The sequence below is a fragment of the Prevotella veroralis DSM 19559 = JCM 6290 genome, assembly GCF_000377625.1.
GTDB lineage: Bacteria > Bacteroidota > Bacteroidia > Bacteroidales > Bacteroidaceae > Prevotella > Prevotella veroralis.
Map to the genome: position 1 here is coordinate 249,061 of NZ_KB898326.1, position 25,243 is coordinate 274,303.

At 43.8% G+C, this 25,243-nt stretch carries 21 protein-coding genes and 1 pseudogene; 17 read left to right on the forward strand and 5 right to left on the reverse strand.

The window, feature by feature from the left end; genetic code table 11:
* The first annotated feature begins 153 nt into the window (after positions 1 to 153).
* The 3 genes from D464_RS0103470 (at position 154) to nrdG (ending at position 5,435) form a co-directional block, all read left to right on the forward strand.
* Positions 154 to 2,061, forward strand: a complete 1,908-nt coding sequence (locus D464_RS0103470) for a DNA topoisomerase 3 (protein WP_018910169.1) — start codon at positions 154 to 156, stop codon at positions 2,059 to 2,061.
* Between the two features lie 819 nt (positions 2,062 to 2,880).
* Positions 2,881 to 5,022, forward strand: a complete 2,142-nt coding sequence (gene nrdD / locus D464_RS0103475) for an anaerobic ribonucleoside-triphosphate reductase (protein ID WP_004381793.1) — start codon at positions 2,881 to 2,883, stop codon at positions 5,020 to 5,022.
* Complete coding sequence (nrdG, locus tag D464_RS0103480) at positions 4,968 to 5,435, forward strand: anaerobic ribonucleoside-triphosphate reductase activating protein (RefSeq protein ID WP_026284628.1); 468 nt, start codon at positions 4,968 to 4,970, stop codon at positions 5,433 to 5,435. The genes nrdD and nrdG overlap by 55 nt, the downstream gene beginning before the upstream one ends.
* Positions 5,436 to 5,605: 170 nt before the next feature.
* Here the strand turns inward: nrdG and D464_RS0103485 are convergent, their stop codons facing one another.
* Together D464_RS0103485 and D464_RS0103490 are read right to left on the reverse strand one after the other, a co-directional pair.
* A complete protein-coding gene (locus tag D464_RS0103485) occupies positions 5,606 to 6,139 on the reverse strand; it encodes an FHA domain-containing protein (RefSeq protein ID WP_018910170.1) in 534 nt (177 codons plus the stop codon).
* A gap of 50 nt (positions 6,140 to 6,189) precedes the next feature.
* Positions 6,190 to 7,188: an HU domain-containing protein gene (locus D464_RS0103490; RefSeq protein WP_457920587.1), complete on the reverse strand. Its 999-nt coding sequence runs from the start codon at positions 7,186 to 7,188 to the stop codon at positions 6,190 to 6,192.
* 163 nt (positions 7,189 to 7,351) lie between these two features.
* Between D464_RS0103490 and rfbC the strand changes: the two genes are divergently transcribed.
* The 8 genes from rfbC to D464_RS0103535 all read left to right on the forward strand — a co-directional run bounded on the left by rfbC (position 7,352) and on the right by D464_RS0103535 (position 15,332).
* Positions 7,352 to 7,906: a dTDP-4-dehydrorhamnose 3,5-epimerase gene (gene rfbC, locus D464_RS0103495; protein ID WP_018910172.1), complete on the forward strand. Its 555-nt coding sequence runs from the start codon at positions 7,352 to 7,354 to the stop codon at positions 7,904 to 7,906.
* A gap of 25 nt (positions 7,907 to 7,931) precedes the next feature.
* On the forward strand, positions 7,932 to 8,726 hold the full coding sequence (locus tag D464_RS0103500) for a DUF4738 domain-containing protein (RefSeq protein ID WP_018910173.1): 795 nt from the start codon (positions 7,932 to 7,934) through the stop codon (positions 8,724 to 8,726).
* Between the two features lie 1,025 nt (positions 8,727 to 9,751).
* Positions 9,752 to 9,982, forward strand: coding sequence for a hypothetical protein (locus D464_RS0103505; RefSeq protein ID WP_018910175.1), 231 nt, complete (start codon positions 9,752 to 9,754; stop codon positions 9,980 to 9,982).
* 1,171 nt (positions 9,983 to 11,153) lie between these two features.
* Positions 11,154 to 11,435, forward strand: a complete 282-nt coding sequence (locus D464_RS0103515) for a hypothetical protein (RefSeq protein WP_457920583.1) — start codon at positions 11,154 to 11,156, stop codon at positions 11,433 to 11,435.
* 51 nt (positions 11,436 to 11,486) lie between these two features.
* Positions 11,487 to 11,885, forward strand: a complete 399-nt coding sequence (locus D464_RS0103520) for a hypothetical protein (RefSeq protein WP_004381957.1) — start codon at positions 11,487 to 11,489, stop codon at positions 11,883 to 11,885.
* On the forward strand, positions 11,882 to 13,945 hold the full coding sequence (locus D464_RS0103525; RefSeq protein ID WP_018910177.1) for a bifunctional DNA primase/helicase: 2,064 nt from the start codon (positions 11,882 to 11,884) through the stop codon (positions 13,943 to 13,945). Before D464_RS0103520 ends, D464_RS0103525 begins: the two co-directional genes overlap by 4 nt.
* Positions 13,933 to 14,241 (forward strand): helix-turn-helix domain-containing protein, encoded by a 309-nt coding sequence (locus tag D464_RS0103530; RefSeq protein ID WP_004381955.1) that lies wholly within the window; start codon positions 13,933 to 13,935, stop codon positions 14,239 to 14,241. Before D464_RS0103525 ends, D464_RS0103530 begins: the two co-directional genes overlap by 13 nt.
* Positions 14,242 to 14,405: 164 nt before the next feature.
* Positions 14,406 to 15,332 carry an Abi family protein gene (locus D464_RS0103535; RefSeq protein WP_018910178.1) on the forward strand — a complete coding sequence of 309 codons (927 nt, stop codon included), beginning with the start codon at positions 14,406 to 14,408 and terminating at the stop codon, positions 15,330 to 15,332.
* A 129-nt stretch (positions 15,333 to 15,461) separates the two neighbouring features.
* Here the strand turns inward: D464_RS0103535 and D464_RS0103540 are convergent.
* A pseudogene (locus D464_RS0103540) lies at positions 15,462 to 16,979 on the reverse strand (helicase-related protein); the annotation flags it as partial.
* A 289-nt stretch (positions 16,980 to 17,268) separates the two neighbouring features.
* Here D464_RS0103540 and D464_RS0103545 point away from each other — a divergent pair.
* From D464_RS0103545 to D464_RS0103575, 6 genes are all read left to right on the forward strand, one after another.
* Positions 17,269 to 18,489, forward strand: coding sequence for a site-specific integrase (locus D464_RS0103545; protein ID WP_018910180.1), 1,221 nt, complete (start codon positions 17,269 to 17,271; stop codon positions 18,487 to 18,489).
* Between the two features lie 4 nt (positions 18,490 to 18,493).
* Positions 18,494 to 19,762 (forward strand): site-specific integrase, encoded by a 1,269-nt coding sequence (locus D464_RS0103550; protein WP_018910181.1) that lies wholly within the window; start codon positions 18,494 to 18,496, stop codon positions 19,760 to 19,762.
* Between the two features lie 51 nt (positions 19,763 to 19,813).
* On the forward strand, positions 19,814 to 20,299 hold the full coding sequence (locus D464_RS0103555) for a DUF1896 domain-containing protein (RefSeq protein WP_018910182.1): 486 nt from the start codon (positions 19,814 to 19,816) through the stop codon (positions 20,297 to 20,299).
* A gap of 864 nt (positions 20,300 to 21,163) precedes the next feature.
* Entirely contained in the window at positions 21,164 to 21,433 is a 270-nt protein-coding gene (locus D464_RS12995; RefSeq protein WP_018910183.1) for a helix-turn-helix domain-containing protein, read from the forward strand.
* 3 nt (positions 21,434 to 21,436) lie between these two features.
* On the forward strand, positions 21,437 to 21,751 hold the full coding sequence (locus D464_RS0103570) for a helix-turn-helix domain-containing protein (RefSeq protein WP_004352880.1): 315 nt from the start codon (positions 21,437 to 21,439) through the stop codon (positions 21,749 to 21,751).
* Positions 21,739 to 22,245: a DUF3408 domain-containing protein gene (locus D464_RS0103575; RefSeq protein ID WP_004352896.1), complete on the forward strand. Its 507-nt coding sequence runs from the start codon at positions 21,739 to 21,741 to the stop codon at positions 22,243 to 22,245. Before D464_RS0103570 ends, D464_RS0103575 begins: the two co-directional genes overlap by 13 nt.
* Before the next feature lie 297 nt (positions 22,246 to 22,542).
* On the opposite strand, the gene D464_RS0103580 is transcribed toward D464_RS0103575, so the two are convergent.
* The gene (locus D464_RS0103580) at positions 22,543 to 23,025 is read right to left on the reverse strand and encodes a hypothetical protein (protein WP_018910184.1); all 483 of its coding nucleotides are present in this window, start codon (positions 23,023 to 23,025) and stop codon (positions 22,543 to 22,545) included.
* Position 23,026: 1 nt separating this feature from the next.
* Positions 23,027 to 25,243, reverse strand: a complete 2,217-nt coding sequence (locus D464_RS0103585) for a peptidase domain-containing ABC transporter (RefSeq protein WP_036908500.1) — start codon at positions 25,241 to 25,243, stop codon at positions 23,027 to 23,029.

Genomic DNA, 25,243 nt, shown 5'->3' on the forward strand with positions numbered 1-25,243 from the left:
TATGCTACAAATTTAGATAAAATAACTTAGATGGAGAAAGAAAAACGCAAAAAAGCATGGGGAAAAAGGCTTGTTTAATCCTCCTGTAGAATATTTTTCTTATCTTTGCAGGGGTGAAAGAGGAAGTTCGGAGGCGTAGAGTAAAGAAAAAACATGAAAGTTTGCATAGCAGAGAAACCAAGTGTTGCCAAAGACATTGCCCGTATCCTCGGTGCGAATAGTGCGCATAACGGGTATATGGAAGGCAATGGATATCAGGTAACATGGACTTTTGGCCACCTTTGTGAGCTAAAGGAACCCCACGACTATACCCTCAACTGGAAATATTGGAGCCTTGGTTCGCTTCCGATGATACCTCCTCGTTTTGGTATCAAACTAATTGATGATGAAGGTATCAAGCGACAATTTGATATTATAAAGGAACTTTTTCAAGCTGCGGATGAGATTATCAATTGTGGTGATGCGGGTCAGGAGGGTGAGTTGATACAGCGTTGGGTTATGCAGAAAGCCGGTGTGAAATGCCCTGTTAGGCGTCTTTGGATCTCGTCCATGACGGATGAAGCTATCCGCGAAGGCTTTGCCAATCTTAGAGATGAGGCCCAATACAAGCCGCTCTACCTCGCCGGCCTGTCAAGAGCGATAGGTGATTGGCTGCTGGGGATAAACGCTACACGTCTTTACACGCTCAAATATGGCAGGAATTCATACGGGAAAGGACAGGTATTGTCCATCGGGCGCGTGCAAACTCCTACTCTCGCGCTCATCGTGCAACGCCAGAAAGAGATCGACAACTTCAAGCCTGAGCCTTATTGGGTACTCGCGACGATCTATCGCGACACGCAGTTTACAGCGACAAAGGGAAAGTTTACGTCTAAAGAGGAGGGCGAAAAGGCTTTCTCAACCATTGAGGGTAAGCCCTTCACTATCACGAGCGTAACGAAAAAGAAGGGTTCTGAACAGCCCAAGCAGCTCTATGATCTCACGTCATTACAGGTGGATTGCAACCGAAAGTATGGTTACTCGGCTGAAATGACGCTCAATACTATCCAGAGTTTATACGAGAGGAAGTTCACAACTTACCCTCGTGTTGATACTCAATATCTATCGGATGACATCTATCCAAAGTGCCCACAAACAATGAACGGGCTTTTTCAGACAACTTTCGCAGGCAAACGTCCTTATGCAGAATTGGTAAAGACGCTGAGTGGTAAGCCTCTTCCGAAATCAAAACGAGTGTTTGATTCTTCAAAGGTGACCGATCACCACGCTATTATTCCAACTGGTATTCCGCCGAAGGGACTGACTGATGTGGAACACAATGTGTATGATCTCATTGCGAGAAGATTCATCGCTGCTTTCTATCCTGACTGTAAGTTTGCTACGACAACCGTATTAGGTAAGGTGGACGAGATAGAATTTAAGGTTTCAGGAAAGGAGATATTGGATAAGGGATGGCGTGTGGTGATGGGAGCACCCACCCCTGAACCCCTCCCCAAGGGAGGGGAGACTGGACAGCGAGATACGCTGGGCAAGGATGCTCAAGAGGGTACTTCTTATCTTCCAACATTTGTGAAAGGAGAGTCAGGGACGCATACGCCTACCCTAACAGAGAAGCAGACGACACCGCCGAAGCACTATACTGAAGCGTCACTATTGCGTGCCATGGAGACAGCTGGTAAGTTAGTTGAGGATGAAACATTGCGTGCTGCGATAAAAGAAAATGGTATTGGGCGACCTTCTTCACGTGCAGGAATCATCGAAACGCTGTTTCGTAGGCATTATATTCAGCGTAAACGGAAGAATATTGAGGCTACTCAAACGGGCATTGCACTCATCGATACAATCCATGAAAAGCTCCTTACATCAGCTGAGCTGACGGGTATTTGGGAGAAGAAATTACGTGACATCGAAGCAAAGAAATATGATCCTGCACAGTTTGTCAACGAACTAAAAGAACAGATTAACAACATTGTTAATGATGTATTAGCTGATAATTCTAACCGAAAGATTGGTGTGATACAACCTCCCGAAACTCCTACAAAGGACGGGGATACAACCTAACAAAATACAAAGAGACAGGTTTTAATACAGAATGACAGATTGTCATATAGTCTTAATGACATGCTCTTAGACAGAAGAAACACAAGGAATAGGACTTGGACATACATATTTTATTACAGGATATACGTGTTTTTTCAGAGCTACAAAGCGACATAAGATTCCTTACGAAACAAGAGAATGCACAGAAGTAGCTACTCTTGCGTAATTCAAAATGCAGACTTTACGATTCAAAGTTATAATTACTTTTGATCCATATAAGTATTGCTTCGTAAACAAGAGGGCGTTTCTTCGATTTGAAGGAGGCGTTTCTTCATTTCCAAGAGAGGCTTTCTTCGATGCAAGGAAAGGCTCTCTTCATCATAAAGAAACGCCTCCTTTGATGTGAAGAAACGCCCTCTTTAAATGAAGAGGGGCATTTCCTTCTATACAATAGATTGTTAGGAACGAATTACCAGATGATAAAGAATAACTGCAACTGGTAATCTTAATCATTTAGCTTACTGATATTTGCATTTAAAGAGACACTGAAAAGCACAAAAATTAGGTATTTTTAAACCGTGAAAAGTTTGCTTTTAAGAATACTTTTGGCTATCTTTGCAAGCGAAGAGTTATACAAATTGGGAAACTTTTAAGGCTCATTTGAATTTAAAGTTGTCCAAAACTAATAACTTTGAGCATAGCTTTTAACAACAAATAAAATAAGCTATTGCACTGGTTATAAGCGATATAAGTAATATATAATACGCTTAGATACCAATCAACAGATACTCAATAAAGTTAGACGAAATTATCTAAAAACGAAAGAACTAAGTAATTGTAATGAAGAACTTCACCATCACTAAGCGCAATGGAGACAAAGTCCCTTTCTCCCTTGACAAGATCATGAACGCTATTGTAAAGGCTTTCCAGAGTGTGAACGAACCAACGGATATAGGCATTGTATCGCGTATCTTGTCGGACTTAGACATTCACAACGATATAAAAGTCGAAGACATACAGAACCAAGTAGAGTTTGCTTTGATGAAGGAAGGCTACTATAAGGTTGCAAAGAGCTTCATCGTCTATCGCCAACAGCACACGGAAGACCGCGAGACGTTAGAGAAGATGAAGTTTCTCTCCGATTACTGCGAGGCGAAGAATGCTGCTACTGGATCGAAGTTCGATGCTAATGCGAATGTAGAACATAAGAATATTGCAACGTTGATAGGTGAGTTACCAAAGCAAGGGTTCATCCGTTTGAATCGTCGTTTGTTAGTGGATCGCATTAAGAAGATGTATGGTAAGCCGCTTGCTGACGAATACATCGACCTCTTGACACACCACTTTATATATAAGAACGACGAGACGAACCTTGCAAACTATTGTGCTTCCATCACGATGTACCCATGGTTAATCGGTGGAACAACGTCTATCGGCGGTAATTCTACAGCGCCAACGAATCTAAAGAGTTTCTGTGGTGGCTTTATAAATATGGTCTTCATGGTCTCTTCTATGCTTGCCGGAGCCTGCGCCACACCAGAGTTTCTGATGTACATGAACTACTTTATTCAGAAAGAATACGGCAAGGACTATTGGAAGAGAGCGGACGAAGTGGTGGATCTAAGCGTTAAACGCCGTACAATAGATAAGATAATTACGGACGACTTCGAGCAGATTGTCTACTCACTGAACCAACCCACGGGGGCAAGGAACTATCAGGCTGTGTTCTGGAACATATCTTACTACGATCGTCCCTACTTCGAATCGCTCTTCGGGAACTTCTATTTTCCAGATGGATCGCAGCCCGATTGGGAAAGTCTGTCATGGTTGCAAAAGCGCTTCATGACGTGGTTTAATCAGGAAAGACTTAAGACTGTCCTCACGTTCCCAGTAGAGACTATGGCGTTATTAGCCGAGAATGGCGATTGTAAAGACAAGGAATGGGGCGACTTCACGGCACAGATGTATGCGCAAGGGCATAGCTTCTTCACTTATATGAGCGATAACGCCGACTCGTTGAGCTCGTGTTGTCGATTGAGAAATGAGATACAAGACAATGGTTTCTCATATACTTTAGGAGCCGGCGGAGTGTCAACAGGATCGAAGAGTGTGCTTACCATCAACTTAAACCGCTGTATCCAGTACGCTGTGAACCATGACTTGGATTACAAGGAATACCTAACTCACATCATAGAGTTGTGCCACAAGGTGCAATTAGCCTACAATGAGAATCTTAAAGAGCTCTTGCACAACCACATGTTGCCGCTTTTTGATGCTGGATATATCAACATTGACCGTCAATATCTTACTATCGGAATCAACGGATTAGTAGAGGCTGCGGAGTTCATGGGGCTTGATATCAATCCTAATGACGATTACAAGAAGTTCGTGCAAGGTGTGTTAGGATTGATCGAAACGCAGAATAAGGCATTTAGAACTAAGGAGGCAATGTTTAATTGTGAGATGATTCCAGCTGAGAACGTGGGTGTTAAGCATGCAAAATGGGATAAGGAAGATGGTTACTTTGTGCCTCGTGACTGCTACAACAGCTACTTCTATCGTGTAGAAGACGATTCCCTCACCATTTTGGACAAGTTTAAACTACACGGGAAGCCGTATATTGAGCACCTAACGGGCGGTTCTGCACTTCACATGAACCTTGAGGAACATCTTTCCGAACCGCAGTATCGACAGCTTCTACGCGTTGCTGCGCAAGAAGGATGCAATTACTTCACATTCAACATACCGAACACCATCTGTAATGACTGCGGTCACATCGATAAGAGATACCTGCATGAATGCCCTCATTGTCACTCTAAGAACGTTGATTATCTCACACGTATTATAGGCTACATGAAGCGTGTTAGTAACTTCTCTGCACCTCGTCAAGAGGAAGCGCACCGCCGTTTTTACATCCACACAGACACATGCTCCGATACTGTAACACAGACATCGTATTCCAAGAGTACCCAGATGAAGTAACACTGGCTATCAACATCTCGGGCTGTCCATGCCACTGCCCGGGATGCCATAGCCCTTTCTTATGGGCTGATAAGGGTGATGAACTATCAATCGACTCGCTAACCTCTCTCATTGAAGAGGCTGGCGAGCCGATTACCTGTATAGGGTTTATGGGGGGAGATGCTGATCCAAAGACCGTTGATAACCTCGCTTTCTACGTAAAACAGCACTACCCTACGCTCAAAACAGGCTGGTACACAGGTCGTACCGCTATATCTCCTGACATCCACAAGGAATACTTCGATTATATAAAAGTGGGTCCTTATCTTCGCCACTTAGGCGCTCTTAATTCACCAAAAACCAATCAGCGCATGTTACGCAGACGCCCCGATAACAGCTTTGAAGACATTACCTCCCGTTTTTGGAACAAATAAATAAGGTGTATGGAATGAATAAGTGAGGCGTACGGGATAATTAAATGAGGCGTACGGGTCAATCAAGTGAGGCGTACGGGTCAATTAAATGAGGCGTACGGGTCAAACGACTAAGGCATACGGAACAAATAAAAAAGGACTATCAAACGATAGTCCTATATCATAAAAACCTACTCTTCTTCACCTGCATGTAGGATAATACTTGTTGCACCGATGGTGAATAGCGTTCCATCCTCTATCACTCTACGCTCTCGATCACCAAGTATCACGTTGTCAACGAACGTCCCCGTGTATGACGGGCCATCGCGTAGAACATATTGTAACTGCCCTTTCTTGTCACGCTTAACAGTAATGACACAATGCGTCATATCGACACTTGGATCCACAGTCTCTATCGGACAGTTGATCGGATTACCCTTCATATATCGTCCAATAACGTTCTCTCCCATCTGTAAAGGTATCACTTGCCAATAGTGAAAAACGTTCTCAATGACATGCAAAGAGCCATACTCGCAAGGTTGGTCACTGTCAGTTGGGGTGTTATTCTCCTCTTTTTGCGTCTTACGTAACTTCGACATGCCTATTCTAATACCAAACTCTTTACCGCATTGAGGGCACTGGAAGACCAGACGTTGCCCTGACTTATACTTCGTCTCATCGAATGTGATAAAGTTATCACACTTAGGACATCTTACTCGTTTCATATCTAATAAGGATATAAGAAAGTTTTGTTTGGAATACTAAAGATCGGTTATCACTTATCAATCTCGATGATCCAAGCATTCTTAAAGAAAGTCTTTCCGTGCATAGCATTCAGTTTCTCACGTGCCTCGCGTTGGCTTGCATAATAGCCGTAAAGCACCTTGATGCTCTCAGTCCCTTCATAGACACGGGCGTCATCAAGCCCTTTCTTCTGCATACGCTTTACATAGGTACGTGCATTCGATTCGGTTACATGACTTGCAACAACAATCGCCCAGTAATGCGAATGATGTGCGGCTTCCTCCTTGACAGGCGCATTCACCGAAGTTGCAATAGCTCTTAAAGGTTTGAAATGTACGGAAGTATTAGATGTATCACTGGAGTCGAAGAGGTTATAAAGCATGCCGCTCTTAATCTGATGTTCGGAAGTTCCATTCCTTGTAGAGCTCGGGAAGCCCACTAAGAACACTGCCGTAAGGAACACGGCAGCTACTGCAGCACTGCGAACAGCATGTAAACTAATGCTCAATCGTTTATTCTCTTTGTCTGAATTATCAATGTATATAATTCTGGACTTACGTTCCTGTGCATCAGAAAGGGCTAAGGTTGCATGATTACTCTCGCTCACCTCATTAATTTGTGGTGCCTCGAAGCTACTCAAACCATAGTACATTGGTGTCAATATACCGCTCTCGAAAGGTTCAAACTCAAGTTTCCCTTCGCTGTTCCGAGCCAATCTTCCAAGGTCATAAAGCTCTACCAAGCCTTCATTCTCCAGTGTGTGATAGATCTCATTCACCTCATTCTCTATCTGACGGAGTGCCTCTGGATAACTCATATCATACGCATCTACATACGACTGAGCCAACAAGGAGTCATTCATAGTGAGCTGTGCATTGAAGCCAAGAGTGCGATATGGCGGCAGAAACAAGCCGTCCTGCTCATCGTATCGGGCTGATACATGATGAGCAACAAAGCCTCCTAACCCTGGAACAATAACACAGTCATTATCCAAGAGAAGTATTTCTATATGTCGGTCGAGTTTTGTCACGTTTGCAAAATTAGCTATTTTATTCTGAAGTAGCAAGTCTCTTCAATTAAAAAATACCATCATAAAGGAAAAAGTTAGTTATCCTTCTCCTTATCAATAATTATCTTTATCTTTGCGAGAGAAAACTATCTTTAATTGCTAAGAGTATATAACAACGAACGAAATGGAATATATAAAGACAGAGATCGAAGGTGTATGGGTGATCGAACCTAAGGTGTTTAACGATCAAAGAGGCTACTTTTTCGAGGCTTTCAAACAGGCTGAATTTGACGAACACATCGGTCATCACGTTGAGTTCATACAAGACAATGAGTCTAAATCGAGCTTTGGTGTGCTGCGAGGACTGCATTATCAAAAGGGCGAGCATTCGCAAGCTAAGTTGGTAAGAGTCATCAAAGGGAAAGTAATTGATGTCGCTGTCGACCTCCGTAAAAGCTCTCCAACATTCGGAAAGTACGTTGCTGTTGAGCTATCAGAGGACAACAAGCGTCAGTTCTTCATCCCTCGTGGCTTCGCACATGGCTTCCTCGTATTGTCTGATGAGGCTATCTTTACTTATAAGGTGGACAATGTTTATGCGCCACAAAGCGAAGCCAGCATTCGATGGAACGATGAACACGTAGGTATCAAGTGGGCGATCGACCCAAAAGAGGTTCTCCTTTCAGAGAAAGATAACGCCAAGTCGCTATCCTGGGAGGCTGCTGAAAAATTTGAATAAACGTCTTTTTACCCAAATAACAAAGATGAAACAAACAATAATCGCATGTGCCGTATTAACGTCACTACTAATATTCTCTGCTTGTAAAAACCGAGGGGCTGACTATCAGAAGACGCACGAAGACAAGCAAGCAAAGGAGATGTTGCAGGGCTTATGGACTAATGGTGACAGTGGAGACCCTGCTGCGTTGGTCAAAGGGGATAGCATTTTCTATCCCGATTCGGCTAGTATGCCCGTGCGATTTTGGGTTTATCAAGACACTCTCTACCTACAAGGTCAGAACGTAAACGGCTATAAGATTGAGAAACAAGCACCTCATGTGTTTAAGTTTATCAATCAGAATGGAGAAGAGGTGAAGCTCGTCAAGAGTAGTGATAAGGCTCTTTACCCATCTTTCAGTTATCATGTTTATGCGATGAACACCTTTGATGAGCAGACACAAGATACCACGATTCGTACTGACTTAGGCTATTTCCAAAGTAAAGTACACGTGCAGACGACATCTGAAAAGGTAATTAAATCAACCTACAACGATAATGGTGTGGAGGTAGATAACATGTATCTTGACAACGTGGCATCCTTGCGTCTCCTCAACCATGGTACTCCAGTCTTTGCACATGACTTCCGTAAGCAGGAGTTCCAACCCTTAATTGCAAGAGACTTCCTCAATAAGAGTATTCTTCGTAAGCTCTATTTCACACATGCCGACGCAAAGGCTCTCTATTACGATGCCCTCATTGGCATTCCAGATGCCTCCACCACGTATGTCGTTGAACTGCGAATTACGCCTAACGGAAGGATGTCGAAGAAGCTAAGGTAGCACTTATTGTAATTCAAAATTCATAATTCACAATTCAAAATTATGATTACTTCGAGTTGATTAAGGCACGAGTTGACAAGTAGGCAAGTTATTAGCTCTATTTGAAAAAATAGGGAATCTGTAGGGACAAACGCTCTCATCTACCCGCCAAAAGAAGCCTCACTTTCAGCATCTCTTCCAACAGAAAGGTGAATGAATACTTCTATCAACAAATATTGCTGTCTGGTAAACCTTTTCCACATATAAAAGTTAAGGGCTAAAATCCTCTCTTGTATTTCAGCCCTTTTTGTTACTTTTGTTTTCTCCACAGAATGTTCAATAACATGGGTAAAAGTACACATTTTACCGGATAGCCAGTCTATAATCAGGTAATAAAATTAATCGATAAGCAAAAAATCAGGCAAATTAGCTTTGAAACACCCTAAAGTGTTCCTACGCTTGTACAGCTTACCGCTGCCGCTACGCATGATCACTATCTACTTAAAGAAGTGCATCTTCCCAAGGATGCTACTCTTACAATGGACAGAGCATACATTGATTATGCACATTTCCAGCGACTTACAGAGAGGGAGTATGCTATGTGACCAAGATGAAGAAGCCCCTTACCCATAGGGGAACTGTACTCCGTTATCTATGTAAGCCCTGACGGGCTGGTTACACATACGGACAAGAAGATTGTCTTTGAGAAAGGGAGGGGGATGTGATTAGTCTTGAGGAGCGTGTGTTAGGGTGCGTAAGTTAGGTGAATGATAGGGCTAAAGGGCTAAAATATGACCCGTACGGGTCGCACGCGTGAGGTGTACGGGTCAGAAGTCTAACCCGTATGGGTCGAAAAGTAGAGCATATAACCATATAACTCGTAACGTATGAATATCAAAAGTAGGACAATAGCAACAGGAGTAACTAAGTCCCCCCTCCCTTAGGGAGGGGGTGGGTATTATATGAGTAGTAACAAACAACAATATTAACAAAATCCCCTAACCAAATCCCCCTCCCTTGGGGAGGGGAGGGGTGGGTATTAATTTATGTGGCAATTCAGACAAGATGACCTCGATACTATCTTCACGGTCATTAACCAAGGATTGATAAAGAAGCCCTACTGGGTAGAGTATCACGATACATACGATGACGGCACACCTGTATGGAACGGAGAGAAGTCCGTGCTGTGGAACCTCATGGATCAGGCATACCCAGAGGAACATGCGCAGATAATGCGACGAATGATGGATAAGATGGAAGAGTTAGGAGGCTTATAAAAGGGCTCGCACCAATAGAAGCTCTTTGCATTCTTCGCTAAGTATTACTTCTCCGTGATTGACAACTTCTCCTCTATGCTCTATAACGAGGATAGCAAGTTTTATGAGCAGATGAAACTCGCATGGAAATAGCTTTATACCAAGAGGAAGCAGAGCTGTTGCACGTTGATAAACAAACGAAACCTTTAGAGGTGCAGGCTCGTCAACTTTACATGCACGTGTATCAAGATAGAGCTTTATTGTCACCGTATACTTTATTGCGTGTTATTTGCATGCATTTTTAAGTATTATTGTTTAATATTGTGCGTTATTGTGCAAATAATCGTTGTTTTTCGACTTTTAAAAGGCTGTAAAAAGGTTTGTAACTGCTTGATTTTGCGGAAAGAGAGGGAAATGACCATTCCGCTGCAACTCCTTGTATCATAGTCTTTTATTTTTTTATCCTTTTAAATTGTAGCCATATTGTAGCCACAACAGAGTATTTTGAGAGTACACGCAGATACTGCTACCCGAAATGCGCACTTGCATTTCTTGGGTTCAAAAGTACAAAAAAGTAGAACATTCTCCAAATTATTGTGGGAAAATGTTTTAGAAATCTTTTGGCTACAATTTTCAGTGCATGGTGCAAGTCTATATATATAGATAGACCTTGCACCATGCACTGACAGTCCCAAAGGTGTGATTGATTGATATGGCAGGCTCAATATTTTCGTCTATGCAATGAGCATCAAGGCAACAAATAAGTAACTACTCTGCAATACTGAAAAACAAGCATCATTGGTTTTCAATAAGTTACAGTCTTCTACCTCTGTGAATTTAGACAAATTCTGGCATTCAGAAGAGTTTTTCGCTAATATCCCAATTGTAAGTTACTGATGTTCAATGCTGACGATTGCTGAATAGTTACACAAATAATGCATAATGTAAAAAAAGCAAAATGGCAATATAATGCCAACATTGGCAATTTAATATTCTTTCTAAAGCCTTATTTGTTAGGAACCTTGCGACATTATTTCCAATAAAAAGACGGATACATATGAAGACAAACAAACGAAACTCCGGAAGTAACGCAAAATTCTACATTGTACTTCCAACACTTGAGAGTTTGCTCTCCGCCTGCAACAACTGCAAGCTTAGGGCAGATCATGCCGGCATGGAATATTCCAACTTTATGAAACATTGTAAGATGCAGACTGACCTTCGCATCAACACCTATGCTAGATGTGCGGCAGCCTTCGATATGGACGTGCTCCTGATACATCTCCCCAAGGGTATGATTGAGTCCATGATAACAACCACGCCCCATAAAAGCCTTCGCTTCTCCACAATGGAGCAGGAAGATCTCATCGTCATTCTCAATCGGCTGTGCAAGCTAGACAGTAGAAGATTTAAGCAGCATCTTATGCAGTTATTGCACCAATTTGGGAAGGACTCTGAATTTCCAGACGGATGATAATCCACGGAGAGCAACAATTCAATCCTAAACTGAAAAGAGAAGTGACATATGACAGAAGAAGACAATTTGCAAAAGACGGTAATTGCAGAGTTACGCTCACTAAGGAACGACATGGAGCGGATAGCCGGCTTTATCGTGGAAATGAGACGCGACTATTCCGTTTTGGAGGATAAGATGGAACTCAGTTCCTCCGACGTCATCAGACTCTTGGGCATTTCGCGGGCATCCCTTGCCCGATGGAGGGACACCAACGCAATCCCGTTCAGATATGTGTCATGCAACCACGTTGCCTATCCGTTCAAGGGACTTTACGTCGCCGTCAAGAGCGGACGTGCCTCATTCAAGGGTTTCAGACGAGTGGAAGCCCTACAACGGCTCAACGCCTACAAGGATGGTGTCCTTAAAGGATATATGGGTGATGGTCAAACTTTATTTGAGAAGCTATGAACATCAAAGAAGAAATACTGAGCCGAACCAACAAAGGACTAGATGTGTTCTGCTTCTATATGCCCATCGACTTTGTGCCAAAGCGCAATTTCCGAAATCCGTTGTATGACGACAGGCGTGCATCGTGCAATATCTATCTTGACAACAAGTCCGGCTGCTACCGAATGAAGGACTTTGGCAACGATGCCTACTCCGGCGACTGCTTTTGGTTTGCAGCCACAATGCTCGGACTGGACGTGAGGAAAGACTTTGTTAATGTGCTTGAAACCATAAATCGGGACTTGCAGCTGAATATTTGCATTGAAAGGAAAGAACATAGTAATCCCCACACAATGATGATGAAGCCTTGCAAACCAACCTTAGTACAACCACCTAACCAGCTCAAGAAGATGGAAGGTAAAAAGTGGTACAAGCTAATTGAGCAATCTTTCAATGTCAAAGAACTAGACTATTGGGAGCAATATGGTATTGATACTAAGACTCTGCAACGTTTTCATGTAAAGTCGCTTGCTCGCTATGAGTCTGTCTCCAATCAGGGTAAGCCGTTTACACTTGGTTCAACACATGAAGATCCGATGTTTGCATACAGTATGGGGAAGTTTGTAAAAGTCTATCGCCCTAAGAGTAAGCTGCGCTTTCTTTATGGGGGTGAGAAAGTGAACGACTATGTCTTTGGCTTCCAGCAGCTGCCCAGCAAAGGGGATGTTGTTTTCATCACAGGTGGGGAGAAAGACGTGCTTTCACTTTCGGCTCATGGTTTCAACGCCATCTGTTTCAACAGCGAGACGGCACAGATTCCTGAGAATATCATCGAAGGGTTACAGCTCCGCTTTCGCCACATTATTATATTGTACGACTCTGATGAGACAGGCATAAGAGAAGCTAAACGGCAGACAGATGCACTTGCTCAATACAAGGTGTTGAGTCTAACCTTACCATTGCAAGGGGGTAAGTCGGAGAAGGATATATCGGACTTCTTTGCCTTGGGCAATGAAGCAAAGGACTTGAAAGTGCTTCTTAATGATATGTTCACCAATATGTATGCACAGACGATGATGATATTGCAATCTTGTGAAATCGACTACGATAATCCGCCAGACGCTTCAAAGTCGGTGGTGGCAGTAAATGGTGTTCCGCTCGGTACGCAGGACAATCTGTTTTGTATCACAGGTGGAGAAGGAACAGGAAAGAGTAACTATATTGCTGCTATCCTTGCTGGCACACTTGGTTCAGAAAGATTACAGGCAGAGCAAACCTTGGGATTGGAGGTAACCGCCAACTCCAAAGGTTTGGCAGTTCTTCACTACGATACAGAGCAATCGGAGGCACAACTCTATAAGAACTTGGAGAAGACACTTCGCAGGGCTGGTGTCAAGTCCGTGCCAGAGTTTTATCATTCCCTCTATCTGGCATCGCTATCACGCAAGGACAGACTGAAGATTATTCGTGAAAGTATGGACTTGTTCCATCACAAGCACGGGGGAATACACCTTGTGGTCATTGATGGTATAGCAGACTTAATACGCTCCGCCAACGACGAAACGGAGAGTATAGCCATTGTGGATGAACTCTACCGCTTGGCAGGCATTTACAATACTTGTATCATTTGTGTACTCCATTTTGTACCTAATGGTATCAAACTAAGGGGACACATCGGGTCGGAACTGCAACGCAAGGCTGCGGGCATTCTCTCCATCGAGAAAGATGACAATCCAGAATACTCGGTCGTCAAGGCTTTGAAAGTCCGTGACGGAAGTCCGTTGGACGTTCCGATGATGCTTTTCGGCTGGGATAAGGCTGAGGACATGCACGTCTACCGTGGTGAGAAGTCAAAGGAGGACAAGGAAAAGCGCAAGACCGATGAACTGATTGGCGTTGTCAAGGAAGCTTTCCGAAGTTCTTTCAAGCTCACTTACCAAGAGCTTTGTGAGGTTCTGATGCGAGAGATGGAAATCAAGGGCAGAACCGCAAAGAAATACATCGCCTATATGAAAGAACAACGTATCTTGGCACAAGATACCAATGGTAACTATCAAAAAGGAGAACTATGCCGTACATAGATTATAAAACTGAAGATATTTGGCAAAAACGCCTGTTTGACAAGCTAATGAATGTCGAGGACAAACTTGATCGCTTGCTGGTTTTACAGGAACAATCCATCGACACGACCGTACACCCTCCATTGAAACCTGAATACTTGGACATTATCGACGTTTCCAAGATACTCAAAGTGGAGCAGAAGACCATCTATAACTGGGTTTGGGCAGGAAAAATCCCTTATCTCAAAGCCAATGGACGATTACTCTTTCTCAGAGAAGAGATAGATGAGATGCTCCGAAAGCGGGAGGGATGGTAATTATTGTTGCTTATATTTTTTTATCCGCAATTATTTTGCTGGAACAAAAATAATACTTACCTTTGCAAGCAGAAAGTTGGTTGCGGCTTTACCGCACATGAAGATAACAGTACTCGCTTGGCATACCGTAAGATCTGCCGGCGAGTCATTTTTTTATATATACTATGGCAAATAAAAAATCACGTTCCATTCAGGAACAAATCGATTTACTGAAAGATAGGGGCATGATTATAGAAGACGAGGAGTTTGCCCGTCTTCACTTGAATCATGTCAGCTACTACCGATTAAAGGGGTACTGGTGGGATATGCAAAAGGACAAAGACCGGCATATATTTATGGAGGAGTCCAGATTTGAGGATGTTATCTCACGTTATTTCTTCGACAAGGAATTACGCCTGATACTGTTTGATGCCATTGAAACGATAGAGATAGCGTTGCGAACAAAAATGATTTATCATCTCTCACAATCTTTTGGCGGGCTATTCTATACAGACAAAAAACTCTTTGTAAATGAATCTTTCCATCAACAGCATATAGAGGATTTGATGAGCGAATTTATGCGCAGTGGTGAAGTCTTTATAAAAGAATACAAACGCAAATACGGAGTGTGGCGAGACGGGAAATGTACATCATTTACCCAGCAGCCTGATGCGTGGGTGATTTTTGAGGTGGCAACTTTCGGTACCCTTTCAAAGATATACAAGAATCTCTGTCATCAGTTACCGGAAAAGGCGAGAATTGCCAATGACTTCGGGCTTAACATACACACGGAACTCTCAAGCTGGCTCGAAGCTATATCCTATTTGAGGAATATTGTAGCCCATCATTCCAGAGTTTGGAGTCGGAATATGGTAAAACGACCTATGGACATCAACAATCCCAAAGGTATATGGCTGAGAAATCCTCTTTCGGAGTTTGCCAAGAAAAAGCCATATCTGATAATTACCTCTATGTTGTACCTGTGCAATGCTATCAATGCCGGAGACACTTACAAAAAGAAAGTTATCTCATTGATAGAAGAACGTCCGGATATTCCAATTTACAAGATTGGCTTCCCTAACCATTGGAATAAAGAACCTATCTGGCAATAATGAATTTATGGAGATAATTCAACCAATTATCATACACAATATAAGAATGCAAAGATAAAAATTTTTCAAAAATAGAAAGTCAAGCACAAGAACAAGTGCTTGACTTTCATTTGGATAACCAATACATATTTAGTGTCTCCATTTGGGTCTGAAACTCTGTGAATGGCTATCCTCTTCTTTATTTTGAACAGGAGAAGGCTCATTGCTTACCTTGACAGAATGACTATTGCCGGATAAAGCCTCTTCTTGTTTCATACCCTCCGTTTCTTCCTTTTCCTCTTCCGATGGTGCAAGTGTAAGGGCAATCTTTCTGTCCAGCTCTGCCGACTGCCCTTTGAGCGAACGAAGCTCGTCCTCTTTCTTCCACGTTCCATTAGCAATAGCAGTATAGATTTCCTTATTGGTTGCAACCTTTTCTTTCTCCTTCTCGTGCGATTCTATCACCTTGGGGATACGCCCCAGCGCACCCAAGAAGTTCTCACACGCAAGTTTCGGGTCCGCAGCCAACTTACCATTATTATAGGTGTAGTAAATACTCTCATGCCCTTTAACAAAGAAACGGTTCACGGAGCAGTCAAACAGATCTTTTGAGGTACTCTCCGTCTTCACCATGATGGAAAAACCATAAATCTCACCGATTTTATTGTACTCGCCTTTGGTACGTGCCTTGTCGTTAATTTCTTGCAGGCGTGCGGCAATGACCTTGATGTCCGTACTGTCTTCCACGCCCTTGATAGTCAGTTTGTTAATGGGCTGCCCATCGGTATCACGTTCTACACGCTGCTCAAATAGAGCTAAGTCTGACTGTGCCTCTTTGATTTTGTCCGAATGGAAAGACACGGAACTATCTATCTCTGCCAACTTGCCGTTTGCTGCATCACGTTCACGGAGGAAATTCTTGCGCTCTGATTCTAAGGTGGTAATCTTCTTGTCAAGTCTCGCTTTCTCCAAAAGGTCGGTATTGCCTGAAAGCACTGCTACATATTCTGAAAAGTTCATGCCGCTGTCCTCATCCATCGAACCCTCATCAATGGTACGACTACCAAGCGTGTTTGTCTTTAGCTGATTAATGAAGAGCTGCTTGTTATGCAGCAGGTTGAACTTGTAACTATCCAGTGACCGTTCGACGGCATAGATAATCACATCGACCTTGTTGTCCGCAAACTCCTTGGCAATAAGATTTCCCTTGCGCACAGCTCGTCCATTGCGCTGCTCCAAGTCAGATGGTCGCCAGGGCGTATCCAAATGATGGACCGCCACGGCACGTTGCTGGGCATTCACACCAGTACCCAACATAGAGGTAGAACCGAAGATAATACGGATGTCTCCACGATTCATAGCATCGACCATCGCTTTCTTTGCCTTCTCGTTCTTACATTCCTGAATGAAGCGTATCTCGTATGCGGGGATATGATAGTCCTCCACCAGCTTTTTCTTGATTTCCGAATAGACGTTCCATTCGCCAGGCTTGTAAGTACCTAAGTCAGAGAAAACAAATTGTGTACCTTTCTGTGCATCGTACTTTTGGTAATAGTCATTGAGCAGCTTGGCACAATGGCTTGCCTTGTTGTCAATATGATCTGAGTACGCATTTTCATCAATCATGCGTAAATCAAGGCTCATCTTTCTGGCATAATCAGTCATTAAGAATGAAGGGAAACAGAGGGAAATGTAAGGAATGTAACTATTTGAAATATCATCATTTAGCATTTTTATGCCATTATCGAGTTAGGCGAAAGGAAGCATCAAACGGCAGGAGTTCCGTTACCAAATCGTAACCCATCAGGGAAAAAGCAAAAAGGGGTTACGAATTGAAGATAAACATCTGTGCCATAGGTTTTTATTCTTCGTCTTTCATTTTTCTGCATCGCTCAGGAATACTTGTTCATCTGTACCTTTGCAAGCAAAGGAAATTTAGAAAAAAAACGACAGAAAAATGAAGGAAAACAAACTGAAAGTATCGTTCTTCGTTCAGGCGAAACGAACCGACAAGAAAGGACTTGTGCCTGTCATCGGGCGCATCTCCGTGGGCAGAACCCATTCGGGATTCTCCACCAAGTGTAAGACTCCGCTCACTCTTTGGGACAGCCGTAAGCAAAGGCTCGTCGGCAAGAGTGCAATGGCAGTGTCCGTCAATCAGAAACTCGGTGAATGCACCGCACTCATCCACGCGCGCTTTCACGAACTCAGTGAAAGAGGAGAATGCTTTACCGCCACAGACGTGAGGGATGCCTATCAGGGGCAAATCCACCGCCAAACCCTGCTCTTGGAGAGTTTTGGGGAGTATCTCACACAGACAAAGGAGCGCATAGGCATCGACCGAGCCCTAAAGACGTTCAAACTTCGTACCTACCAGCTCTCCCTGCTCCGTGAGTATGTGCAGAAAAAGCATAAAGTAAGCGATATTCCCCTTTCACAGTTGGATAAAGCCTTTATCGTTGGCTTTGAGTACTATCTCACCATCGACCGCAGACTGAAACGCAGCAGCATATCGAGTGCCTTGTCCACCTTGCAGACCATCGTCCGCATGGCACTGAAGAAAGGTGTGCTGGACTTCTATCCTTTCTTGGGCTATAGTTACGAGCGACCAAAGGGTGAACCGAGAAGCATCACGAAGGAAGAACTTGAGCGCATCATCGACTTGGAGATTGAATGGACGAACTACCGCGTTGTTCGTGATTTGTTCGTGTTCTCCTGCTTTTCAGGGCTGGCTATCTCCGATGTCCGTAATCTTCGGGAGGAAAATATCGTCTTGGAAGAGGGTGAACTCTGCATCAAGGGCAGGCGAATGAAGACCAAAACTCCGTATCGTGTACAGGTGCTTCCCCCTGCGCTGACTATCATGAATCGTTATAGAGGGATAAGGGCAGGCTTTGTCTTTGACGTTCCAACCACTGACGTTATCCTCAATGGCATGCACTATATACAGCGAAATATCGGTATGGAAACTCCGCTGACCTTTCACATGGCAAGACACACCTTTGCATCGCTTATCACGCTTTCGGCAGGTGTACCTATAGAAACGGTGAGCCGTATGCTCGGACACACCAACCTGAGAACAACACAGATATATGCAACGGTTTCCTCCGAGAGAATACATCGGGATATGCAGATAGTGCAGCAGCGAATACAAGATACATTCACTTTAAAACTTTGACATCATGGCACGTAGCACATTCAAGACACTCTTTTATATCAATTGCTCCAAAGAGAAAAAGAACGGCAAATGCCCGATTATGGGACGTATCACCATAGACGGAGAGCAGGTGCAATACAGCACAGGCAAGGAAATCGCTCCCGAACTTTGGGATAGCCATAAGGGACGATGCAAGGGAACAGGCGAAGAAACAAAAGAAATCAACCGCTATCTGCAGACCAAAGAGGAACAAGCCAAAGGCAAGTACCAAGAATTAGTCTGGCAACGTGGCTATATCACCGCCGAGTTGCTGAAACGTGAACTCATGGAAGAAGACAAGCCCAAAGGTTTTCTTTTGGAGGAAGCCCGACTATTTATTGAGGAAAAGCGTCCTTGTGTGGGAATAACGGTTGCCAAGCCGACCTTTGCCAACTACATCTATGCCACACAACTCATAGAGGCATATCTGCGTGAACGCTTGGGGCTGGAGGACATTCGCTACTCTCTGTTGGACTATGGTTTCATCGAAGGGATGGACTTCTACCTTAAATCAGAGCGCAACCTATCTCTTGCCACTATTCAGGTAGCGGTCATCTTCCTTAGGAAACTCATCGGCATCGGCCAGCAGAAGAAATATATCCGCATCGATCCGTTTGCAGACTACAAAGTAGAACTGCCACACCGAACACGCAGATATCTTACAACGGAAGAATTGCAACGACTATTGCTAACACCCATCATTGACAGGCAGTTTGAGCGAGCAAGGCAACTCTTCCTTTTCTGCGCCTTCACCGGTTTGGCTCGTGTGGATATGCAACGGCTCAAACCGAAGCATATCATCCATAATGCTGACGGCACGGAGGAAATACGCATCAAAAGGCAGAAAACGGATGTAGAGGCGATTATCCCACTTCTGCCCATTGCCAAACAAATCCTTTCGCTCTATATCAAAGACAAGAAAGCGGACGACTTGATATTCCCTAATCTCACAATAAGAAAAGCATCCTTTGCGTGTGTGAACATTGGGCAGATATGCCGGATAGAGAAAGGCTTGACCTTTCACATGGCTCGCCACACATTCTCGACCACGATTTGTCTTTCCAATGGTATTTCGATGGAGACGCTCAGCAAGATGCTCGGGCACAGCAATATCGGTACGACACAAATCTACGGAAAGATAACCAACCACAAGATACGGGAAGATATGACCGCACTCACTGACAGAGAGCATTCAGCCTTTGAAGAATATTGTGAGTCGATAGCACGGCAGAAAGTGCCACTGCAACAAGCATAAAAGGAAGGAATTGCCAAACATATATTATTCACGATTGAAAAACAAACGGTTATGAAAGAGAACAACAAACAGGAACTTTCCTACTTTCGATTGAAGTTAAGAAGTTACATGAGTGAGCATCACCCCGAAAAGTTGCAAGATACGGAGTTTATCACTGCACGAGCAGATATGGCTCTCACTGTTTACTGCGATGCTGTAGCACAAGGCTTTACACACATTGAAGCGGAGAGTATGGCAAGTGAGGTCTTGCATCAGGGCTTGCACTTTTCCAAGTATGATACGCTTGTATCCGTGTTGGAAAACGAGTTTGAAAGGAAACTTCCTGCACCGCTCCCAGAGAAACTCGTACCTATACTGTTGTCGAACAAGGCTATTCAAGCCACATTCGACAAATTCGGTTTGACGGACATATTGGCTTCTGACGAGCAATACGGCCGTCTTTACACCGAACTCACAGGCACAATAGTGCTGCTCATCGAGAGCAACAACCTACCAACAATCAGACTGACAGAGGAAGCAAGCCCGAAGGCGTTGTAAGCAAAGGCGCACGCAAAGTCCCTGATGCCGTTTCTTATCGTGCAAAGGTACAACGGCAGCCTGTCTGCCCTGACAAGGTCAAGTCCTGCGGATGGAGAGAAGAATCTCCACCGCAGGATTTTTCTTTTTCAAGGTGGTATTGCCATTTTCAATAGCCATGCGGTTGTATTCATCTCTCCCAACCTTGCAGGGCAGGGCTGCCGTAGAGAGTATAGGCACGACAAGAATACGGCATACTCAGGCTCTTTGGACGCAAGGCGTAACAACCAACAACAGATAGGACTGACGATAATACGGACAATCTGTTGTTTGTACAATTTGTTGTCATGACTATCTGTTGTCAAAACTATATATCGTCAAAATAATCTATCGATAAAACTATCTATCGATAGTTCTACATATCGATTTGTCGAACTATCGAACTGTCGAGAGAATAATTGCTATGTGATAAAAGGAAAGAACCGGCACCTCTTCTCATTACCGCAATCATACCATTCTTATACAGAACATAAGAGTTTTTCTGCGGCGACTCCAAATCTGATGGGGAAAGCTACCAGCCTTTGCGCTTAAAGATTAGGAGCTTTCTATGAAAAGCTTATAAGCAATCTATAAAAAGCTTATAAGTAATCTGACAAAAGCTTATAAGTAATTTACAAAAAGCTTAAGAGCTTTTTAATGAAAGCTTAGGAGCTTTTCTGACTGATAGACTAACTTCTCTTCTCTTCCTTCTATTTCCCTGCTTTTCCTCATTTCTTGCAGCGGTGCTTCCGAGGGTTTACTTTTGCACTCAATAAGTACGGCAATGGACTGCATATTAGTTCGTTTGCCGAGTAACAATAAAGTAATCAAAACAAAATCAAGGAAATGGAACTCATTATCATCGACCGCAAAGCGTGGGAGCGGCACAGCTCCGACTTTGCAGACTTTATTCATCGTATCGAACAACTCATCGGCAATCCGCCCGAAAAGGACGATTGGCTCGACAACGAAGCCGTATGTCGCAGACTCGGCATCAGCAAACGTACCCTGCAATCTTATCGGGATACAGGCAGAATACCCTTTTCCATCATTGGGCATAAATGTTATTACAAGGAGAGTGACATCACAAATTTACTGAACGCAAACAATGAATGAATTATGTCGGAGAATGAAATCATTACACAGCAAGACCCTCAAATGCAGATGTTTGCACAACTGATGGAGGGTACTTTGAAGAAACTGGAGCGTTATTGTTCTACAGCCCGACCGATGTTAGGCGGAGAGGTTTACCTCACTGGCGAGGAGGTTTGCAGTCTGTTACGTCTGAGTACCCGCACACTTCAGGACTATCGGGACAGCGGAACGATAGCCTACTGCAAAATCGGAGGCAAGATACTTTACAGGCAAAGCGACATACAAGCTATGCTCGAAAGACATTATAACGCAATACCCAAGAAATTATGGCAAGAATAGATGAACAAAGGAAACAACGTCTGGAACAAGCCCTTCGAGATATGGGCAATTATGGCGTTAAGCTCCGCAAGCCCGAAGAGTTGCCCGATTTTGACCAGCCGATAGATTATGAAGAGGAAAAGAAAAGATTTGAGCCTGTTAAAGTTGAGGAACAAAATGACAAGGAGAGCCACAAGGACTATTCTCAACCGTCCTATCAAGAAACAGAGTTGTCACCAACGGAAAGGGCTACTTCTATCGAAGAGAATTATCAACGAATGGGAAAAACAAAGGACAGGAAGCAATTATCCGAGTTTCAGGGGAAATATCTCCAGCCCTTTCGCAACAGCCACCGCAAAGCCGTGTATGTATCAGAGGAAACTCAACGAAAGTTGGACTTCGTGGTGAGGAAAATCGGTGAGCAGGGAGCAAGCGTTTCTGGATATGTGGAGCAGGTGCTTCGAGAACATCTCGACCAATACAAAGATGATGTGGAAAGATGGCGGAAACTCTGAAGTACTGCATTCCTCGAATGCAAGCCTACGCTGAGTTACTGTATTCAGTGAATGCAGTAACACGGCATGGGCTTATAATCCCATTTTCTACATCAGCAAGGTGTGTCTTTGTACCACAAATTGCCATTTGTACCACAAAGACCCTTGCCCCGAAGGGGGGATTAAATCACTCCAAAGTCGTGATTAGAAAAACAAAAATAAGAGAATATGGCAAGCGATAAATCAAGGAAAAGAGTAGTGAAAAAGCAGTGAGTTTAACCATTGACTATCGAGAGAGATAAGGAATGTGCGATGGAATTAGATGTCCCCAAGCATTTTTTGCAGCAGATTGCCCGATGTTCGAGTTATCTGGAAATCCACCGTTTGGTTTTCTACAGTTTTTATGTCGGCTGACTTGAAACGGCATAGTGCTTCCTGGCGCTCCAATGTGTCACGGACGGAAGAAAGGTCTCGTATCTGTCCTGCAAACGTTCTATATGGAGATTGCAGACAAATTATTTGTCCCTTCACTTTGTTTGGGCGTTTGTTCTCAAACTTAAGCAAGATGGTTATATTCGTGCTGTCCACTGGTGTGGTTGCCGTTTTGTGTATGGTAGCCGTACCCGAATATACTTGTTTATAGGGTAGGAAATAGGCTACAGCAAAAAGACAAAGCAACACCATTCCGATGGCGGTAATGCCATAACGGATAAGCGAGGAGGGTATCTGTCCCACGATACTACGAACTTTCTCGCTGCGAAGTTCAAAACTCCGTTCCTGTTTCTTTTCCTGGTCTTCCATATCAGTTACCCAATTCTAATTGATTCTTTACTAAGGCAAAATATTTACCACGTTTAGCAGTCAGTTCCTCGTGTGTACCTACCTCTACAATTTTACCTTCATCCAAAACTACAATTTGGTCGGCATCGCGAACAGTGGAAAGGCGGTGTGCCACTACTACAACTGTTTTTCCCTTGTAGAACTCCGAGAGGTTTTCTGTAATGGCTCGTTCATTGTTGGCATCTAGGGCATTGGTGGCTTCGTCCAAGAAGACGAACATCGGATTCTTATAGACTACCCTTGCAATCAAAATGCGTTGCCGTTGCCCCTGACTGATACCTTGTCCGTCTTGTCCAATCATTGTGTTGTAAGCCAAAGGAAGGGCTTCGATGTAGTCTGCGATGTTTGCTACACGGGCAGCATGACGGATACGTTCGATGTCGGGTTCATCGTCAGATATGGCGATGTTTCTCGCAATGGTATCGGAGAATAGATATCCCTCCTGCATCACCGCACCGCATTGGCTTCGCCACCAGCCGAGGTTGTATTCACTCAAATTGGCATTGCCTATCTGAATACTTCCGTTTAATGGCTCATAGAATCCCAAAAGGAGTTTTACGAGCGTTGTCTTTCCGCTTCCACTCGCTCCCACGATTGCCGTTACCTTGCCGTTGGGAATAGAAAGGTTGATATTCGATAAAATATTTATCGGACTGTATATATCATATTTGAAGGATAAGTCTTTTATCATGAGGGAATGTCCTTTAGTATTTTCGTCCGTATAGGCGGTACGTGTCCGTTCGACATTCTCCTCGTTGGTCTCGGTGTGGATTTCGTTCATGCGGTCAAGGCTGATGCTTACGTCTTGCCATGAGTAGATAAACTGAATAAGTTGTTCCACAGGGCTGTTGAGCTGTCCGATGATGTACTGTACCGCCAGCATCATACCGAGTGTCATATTTCCGTGTATTACGGCTGTGGCTGCAAGTACGGTAATGAGGATGTTCTTCACCTCATTGATGGTGATGCTTCCTGCCTGTTGCACTTGTTGCAGATTGAGCGATTGTAGATTGACCTTAAACAGGTCGGCTTGTACGTCCTCCCATTCCCAACGTTTGCGCTGCTCGCATCCTTGCAGCTTGATTTCCTGCATACCGCCTATGAGTTGGTAGGTAACGTTGCGGTTACGACCAGCCTGCTCGAAATACTTATAGTCCAGCTGTCTGCGCTTTTTGAGGAAGAGAATTATCCAGCCTGCGTAAAGCGATGTCCCCAGGAGGAAGACAAAAAAGATGCCGAGATTATAGACTGCAAGGACGACACCGAAGACAATGAATGTGAAGAAAGAGAAGAGCAGGCTCAGACTGCTTGAGGTAAGGAACTGCTCCACACGTCGATGATCTTCAATGCGTTGCAAAAGGTCGCCCATCAGCTTGGTATCGAAGAACTTCATCGGTAGTTTCATCAGCTTGATGAAGAAGTCTGATATGAGCGAGATGTTGATACGGGTGGAGATGTGCAGGAGTATCTTGGAGCGGATAAACTCAATGGCTGTACGGCTGAAGAGGAGCATCATCTCAGCCAGCAGCACCAACCACACAAAGCCGACATCCTTTCCCCCTATACCTGTATCTACAATAGCTTGGGTGAGGAACGGGAAGACAAGTTGCAGGAGTGAGCCGAGTAACAAACCGAGAATGAGTTGCGTAAAGAAACGCTTGTATTTCTTGAGATAGCTCCAGAGAAATTTCACTCGCCTTTGAGTCGGCACTGCTTTCGTATCGTTTTGAGCATAGAATTGTTCTGTTGGTTCGAGGAGAAGAGCAATACCTTTCTCCTCGCCATTGGTCTTGGTGCTTATCCAATGCTCGCAGAACTCCTCCTTGGTATAGGTTATAAGTCCTTTTCCAGGATCTGCCACATAAACTTCATATCGATTACCTCTGCGTTTCTTTATCTTATAAACAACCACAAAGTGGTTCTGGTTCCAATGAATGATGCAAGGTAAGGGAACTTCTGACGTAAGCGTGTCAAAACTCAAACGACCTCCGATAGTTTTAAAGCCTATCTCCTCTGCTGCTTTGCTGATACCAAGAAGAGACACTCCATCTTTGCCTAAGGAACAGATTTTCCGCAATTGCTCCTTATCAGCTTGCTGTCCATAATGTTTGGCTATCATTGCCAAACAGGAAGGACCGCAATCCATAGCATCTCGCTGTCGTTTTATTGCAAAACTCAT

Bases quoted from the DNA above. Each gene is read 5' to 3' on its own strand.
- D464_RS0103470 (WP_018910169.1), top strand. From the start codon at position 154: ATGAAAGTTTGCATAGCAGAGAAACCAAGTGTTGCCAAAGACATTGCC.
- nrdD (WP_004381793.1), top strand. From the start codon at position 2,881: ATGAAGAACTTCACCATCACTAAGCGCAATGGAGACAAAGTCCCTTTC.
- nrdG (WP_026284628.1), top strand. From the start codon at position 4,968: ATGCTCCGATACTGTAACACAGACATCGTATTCCAAGAGTACCCAGAT.
- D464_RS0103485 (WP_018910170.1), bottom strand. From the start codon at position 6,139: ATGAAACGAGTAAGATGTCCTAAGTGTGATAACTTTATCACATTCGAT.
- rfbC (WP_018910172.1), top strand. From the start codon at position 7,352: ATGGAATATATAAAGACAGAGATCGAAGGTGTATGGGTGATCGAACCT.
- D464_RS0103500 (WP_018910173.1), top strand. From the start codon at position 7,932: ATGAAACAAACAATAATCGCATGTGCCGTATTAACGTCACTACTAATA.
- D464_RS0103505 (WP_018910175.1), top strand. From the start codon at position 9,752: ATGTGGCAATTCAGACAAGATGACCTCGATACTATCTTCACGGTCATT.
- D464_RS0103515 (WP_457920583.1), top strand. From the start codon at position 11,154: ATGAAACATTGTAAGATGCAGACTGACCTTCGCATCAACACCTATGCT.
- D464_RS0103520 (WP_004381957.1), top strand. From the start codon at position 11,487: ATGACAGAAGAAGACAATTTGCAAAAGACGGTAATTGCAGAGTTACGC.
- D464_RS0103525 (WP_018910177.1), top strand. From the start codon at position 11,882: ATGAACATCAAAGAAGAAATACTGAGCCGAACCAACAAAGGACTAGAT.
- D464_RS0103530 (WP_004381955.1), top strand. From the start codon at position 13,933: ATGCCGTACATAGATTATAAAACTGAAGATATTTGGCAAAAACGCCTG.
- D464_RS0103535 (WP_018910178.1), top strand. From the start codon at position 14,406: ATGGCAAATAAAAAATCACGTTCCATTCAGGAACAAATCGATTTACTG.
- D464_RS0103545 (WP_018910180.1), top strand. From the start codon at position 17,269: ATGAAGGAAAACAAACTGAAAGTATCGTTCTTCGTTCAGGCGAAACGA.
- D464_RS0103550 (WP_018910181.1), top strand. From the start codon at position 18,494: ATGGCACGTAGCACATTCAAGACACTCTTTTATATCAATTGCTCCAAA.
- D464_RS0103555 (WP_018910182.1), top strand. From the start codon at position 19,814: ATGAAAGAGAACAACAAACAGGAACTTTCCTACTTTCGATTGAAGTTA.
- D464_RS12995 (WP_018910183.1), top strand. From the start codon at position 21,164: ATGGAACTCATTATCATCGACCGCAAAGCGTGGGAGCGGCACAGCTCC.
- D464_RS0103570 (WP_004352880.1), top strand. From the start codon at position 21,437: ATGTCGGAGAATGAAATCATTACACAGCAAGACCCTCAAATGCAGATG.
- D464_RS0103575 (WP_004352896.1), top strand. From the start codon at position 21,739: ATGGCAAGAATAGATGAACAAAGGAAACAACGTCTGGAACAAGCCCTT.
- D464_RS0103580 (WP_018910184.1), bottom strand. From the start codon at position 23,025: ATGGAAGACCAGGAAAAGAAACAGGAACGGAGTTTTGAACTTCGCAGC.
- D464_RS0103585 (WP_036908500.1), bottom strand. From the start codon at position 25,243: ATGAGTTTTGCAATAAAACGACAGCGAGATGCTATGGATTGCGGTCCT.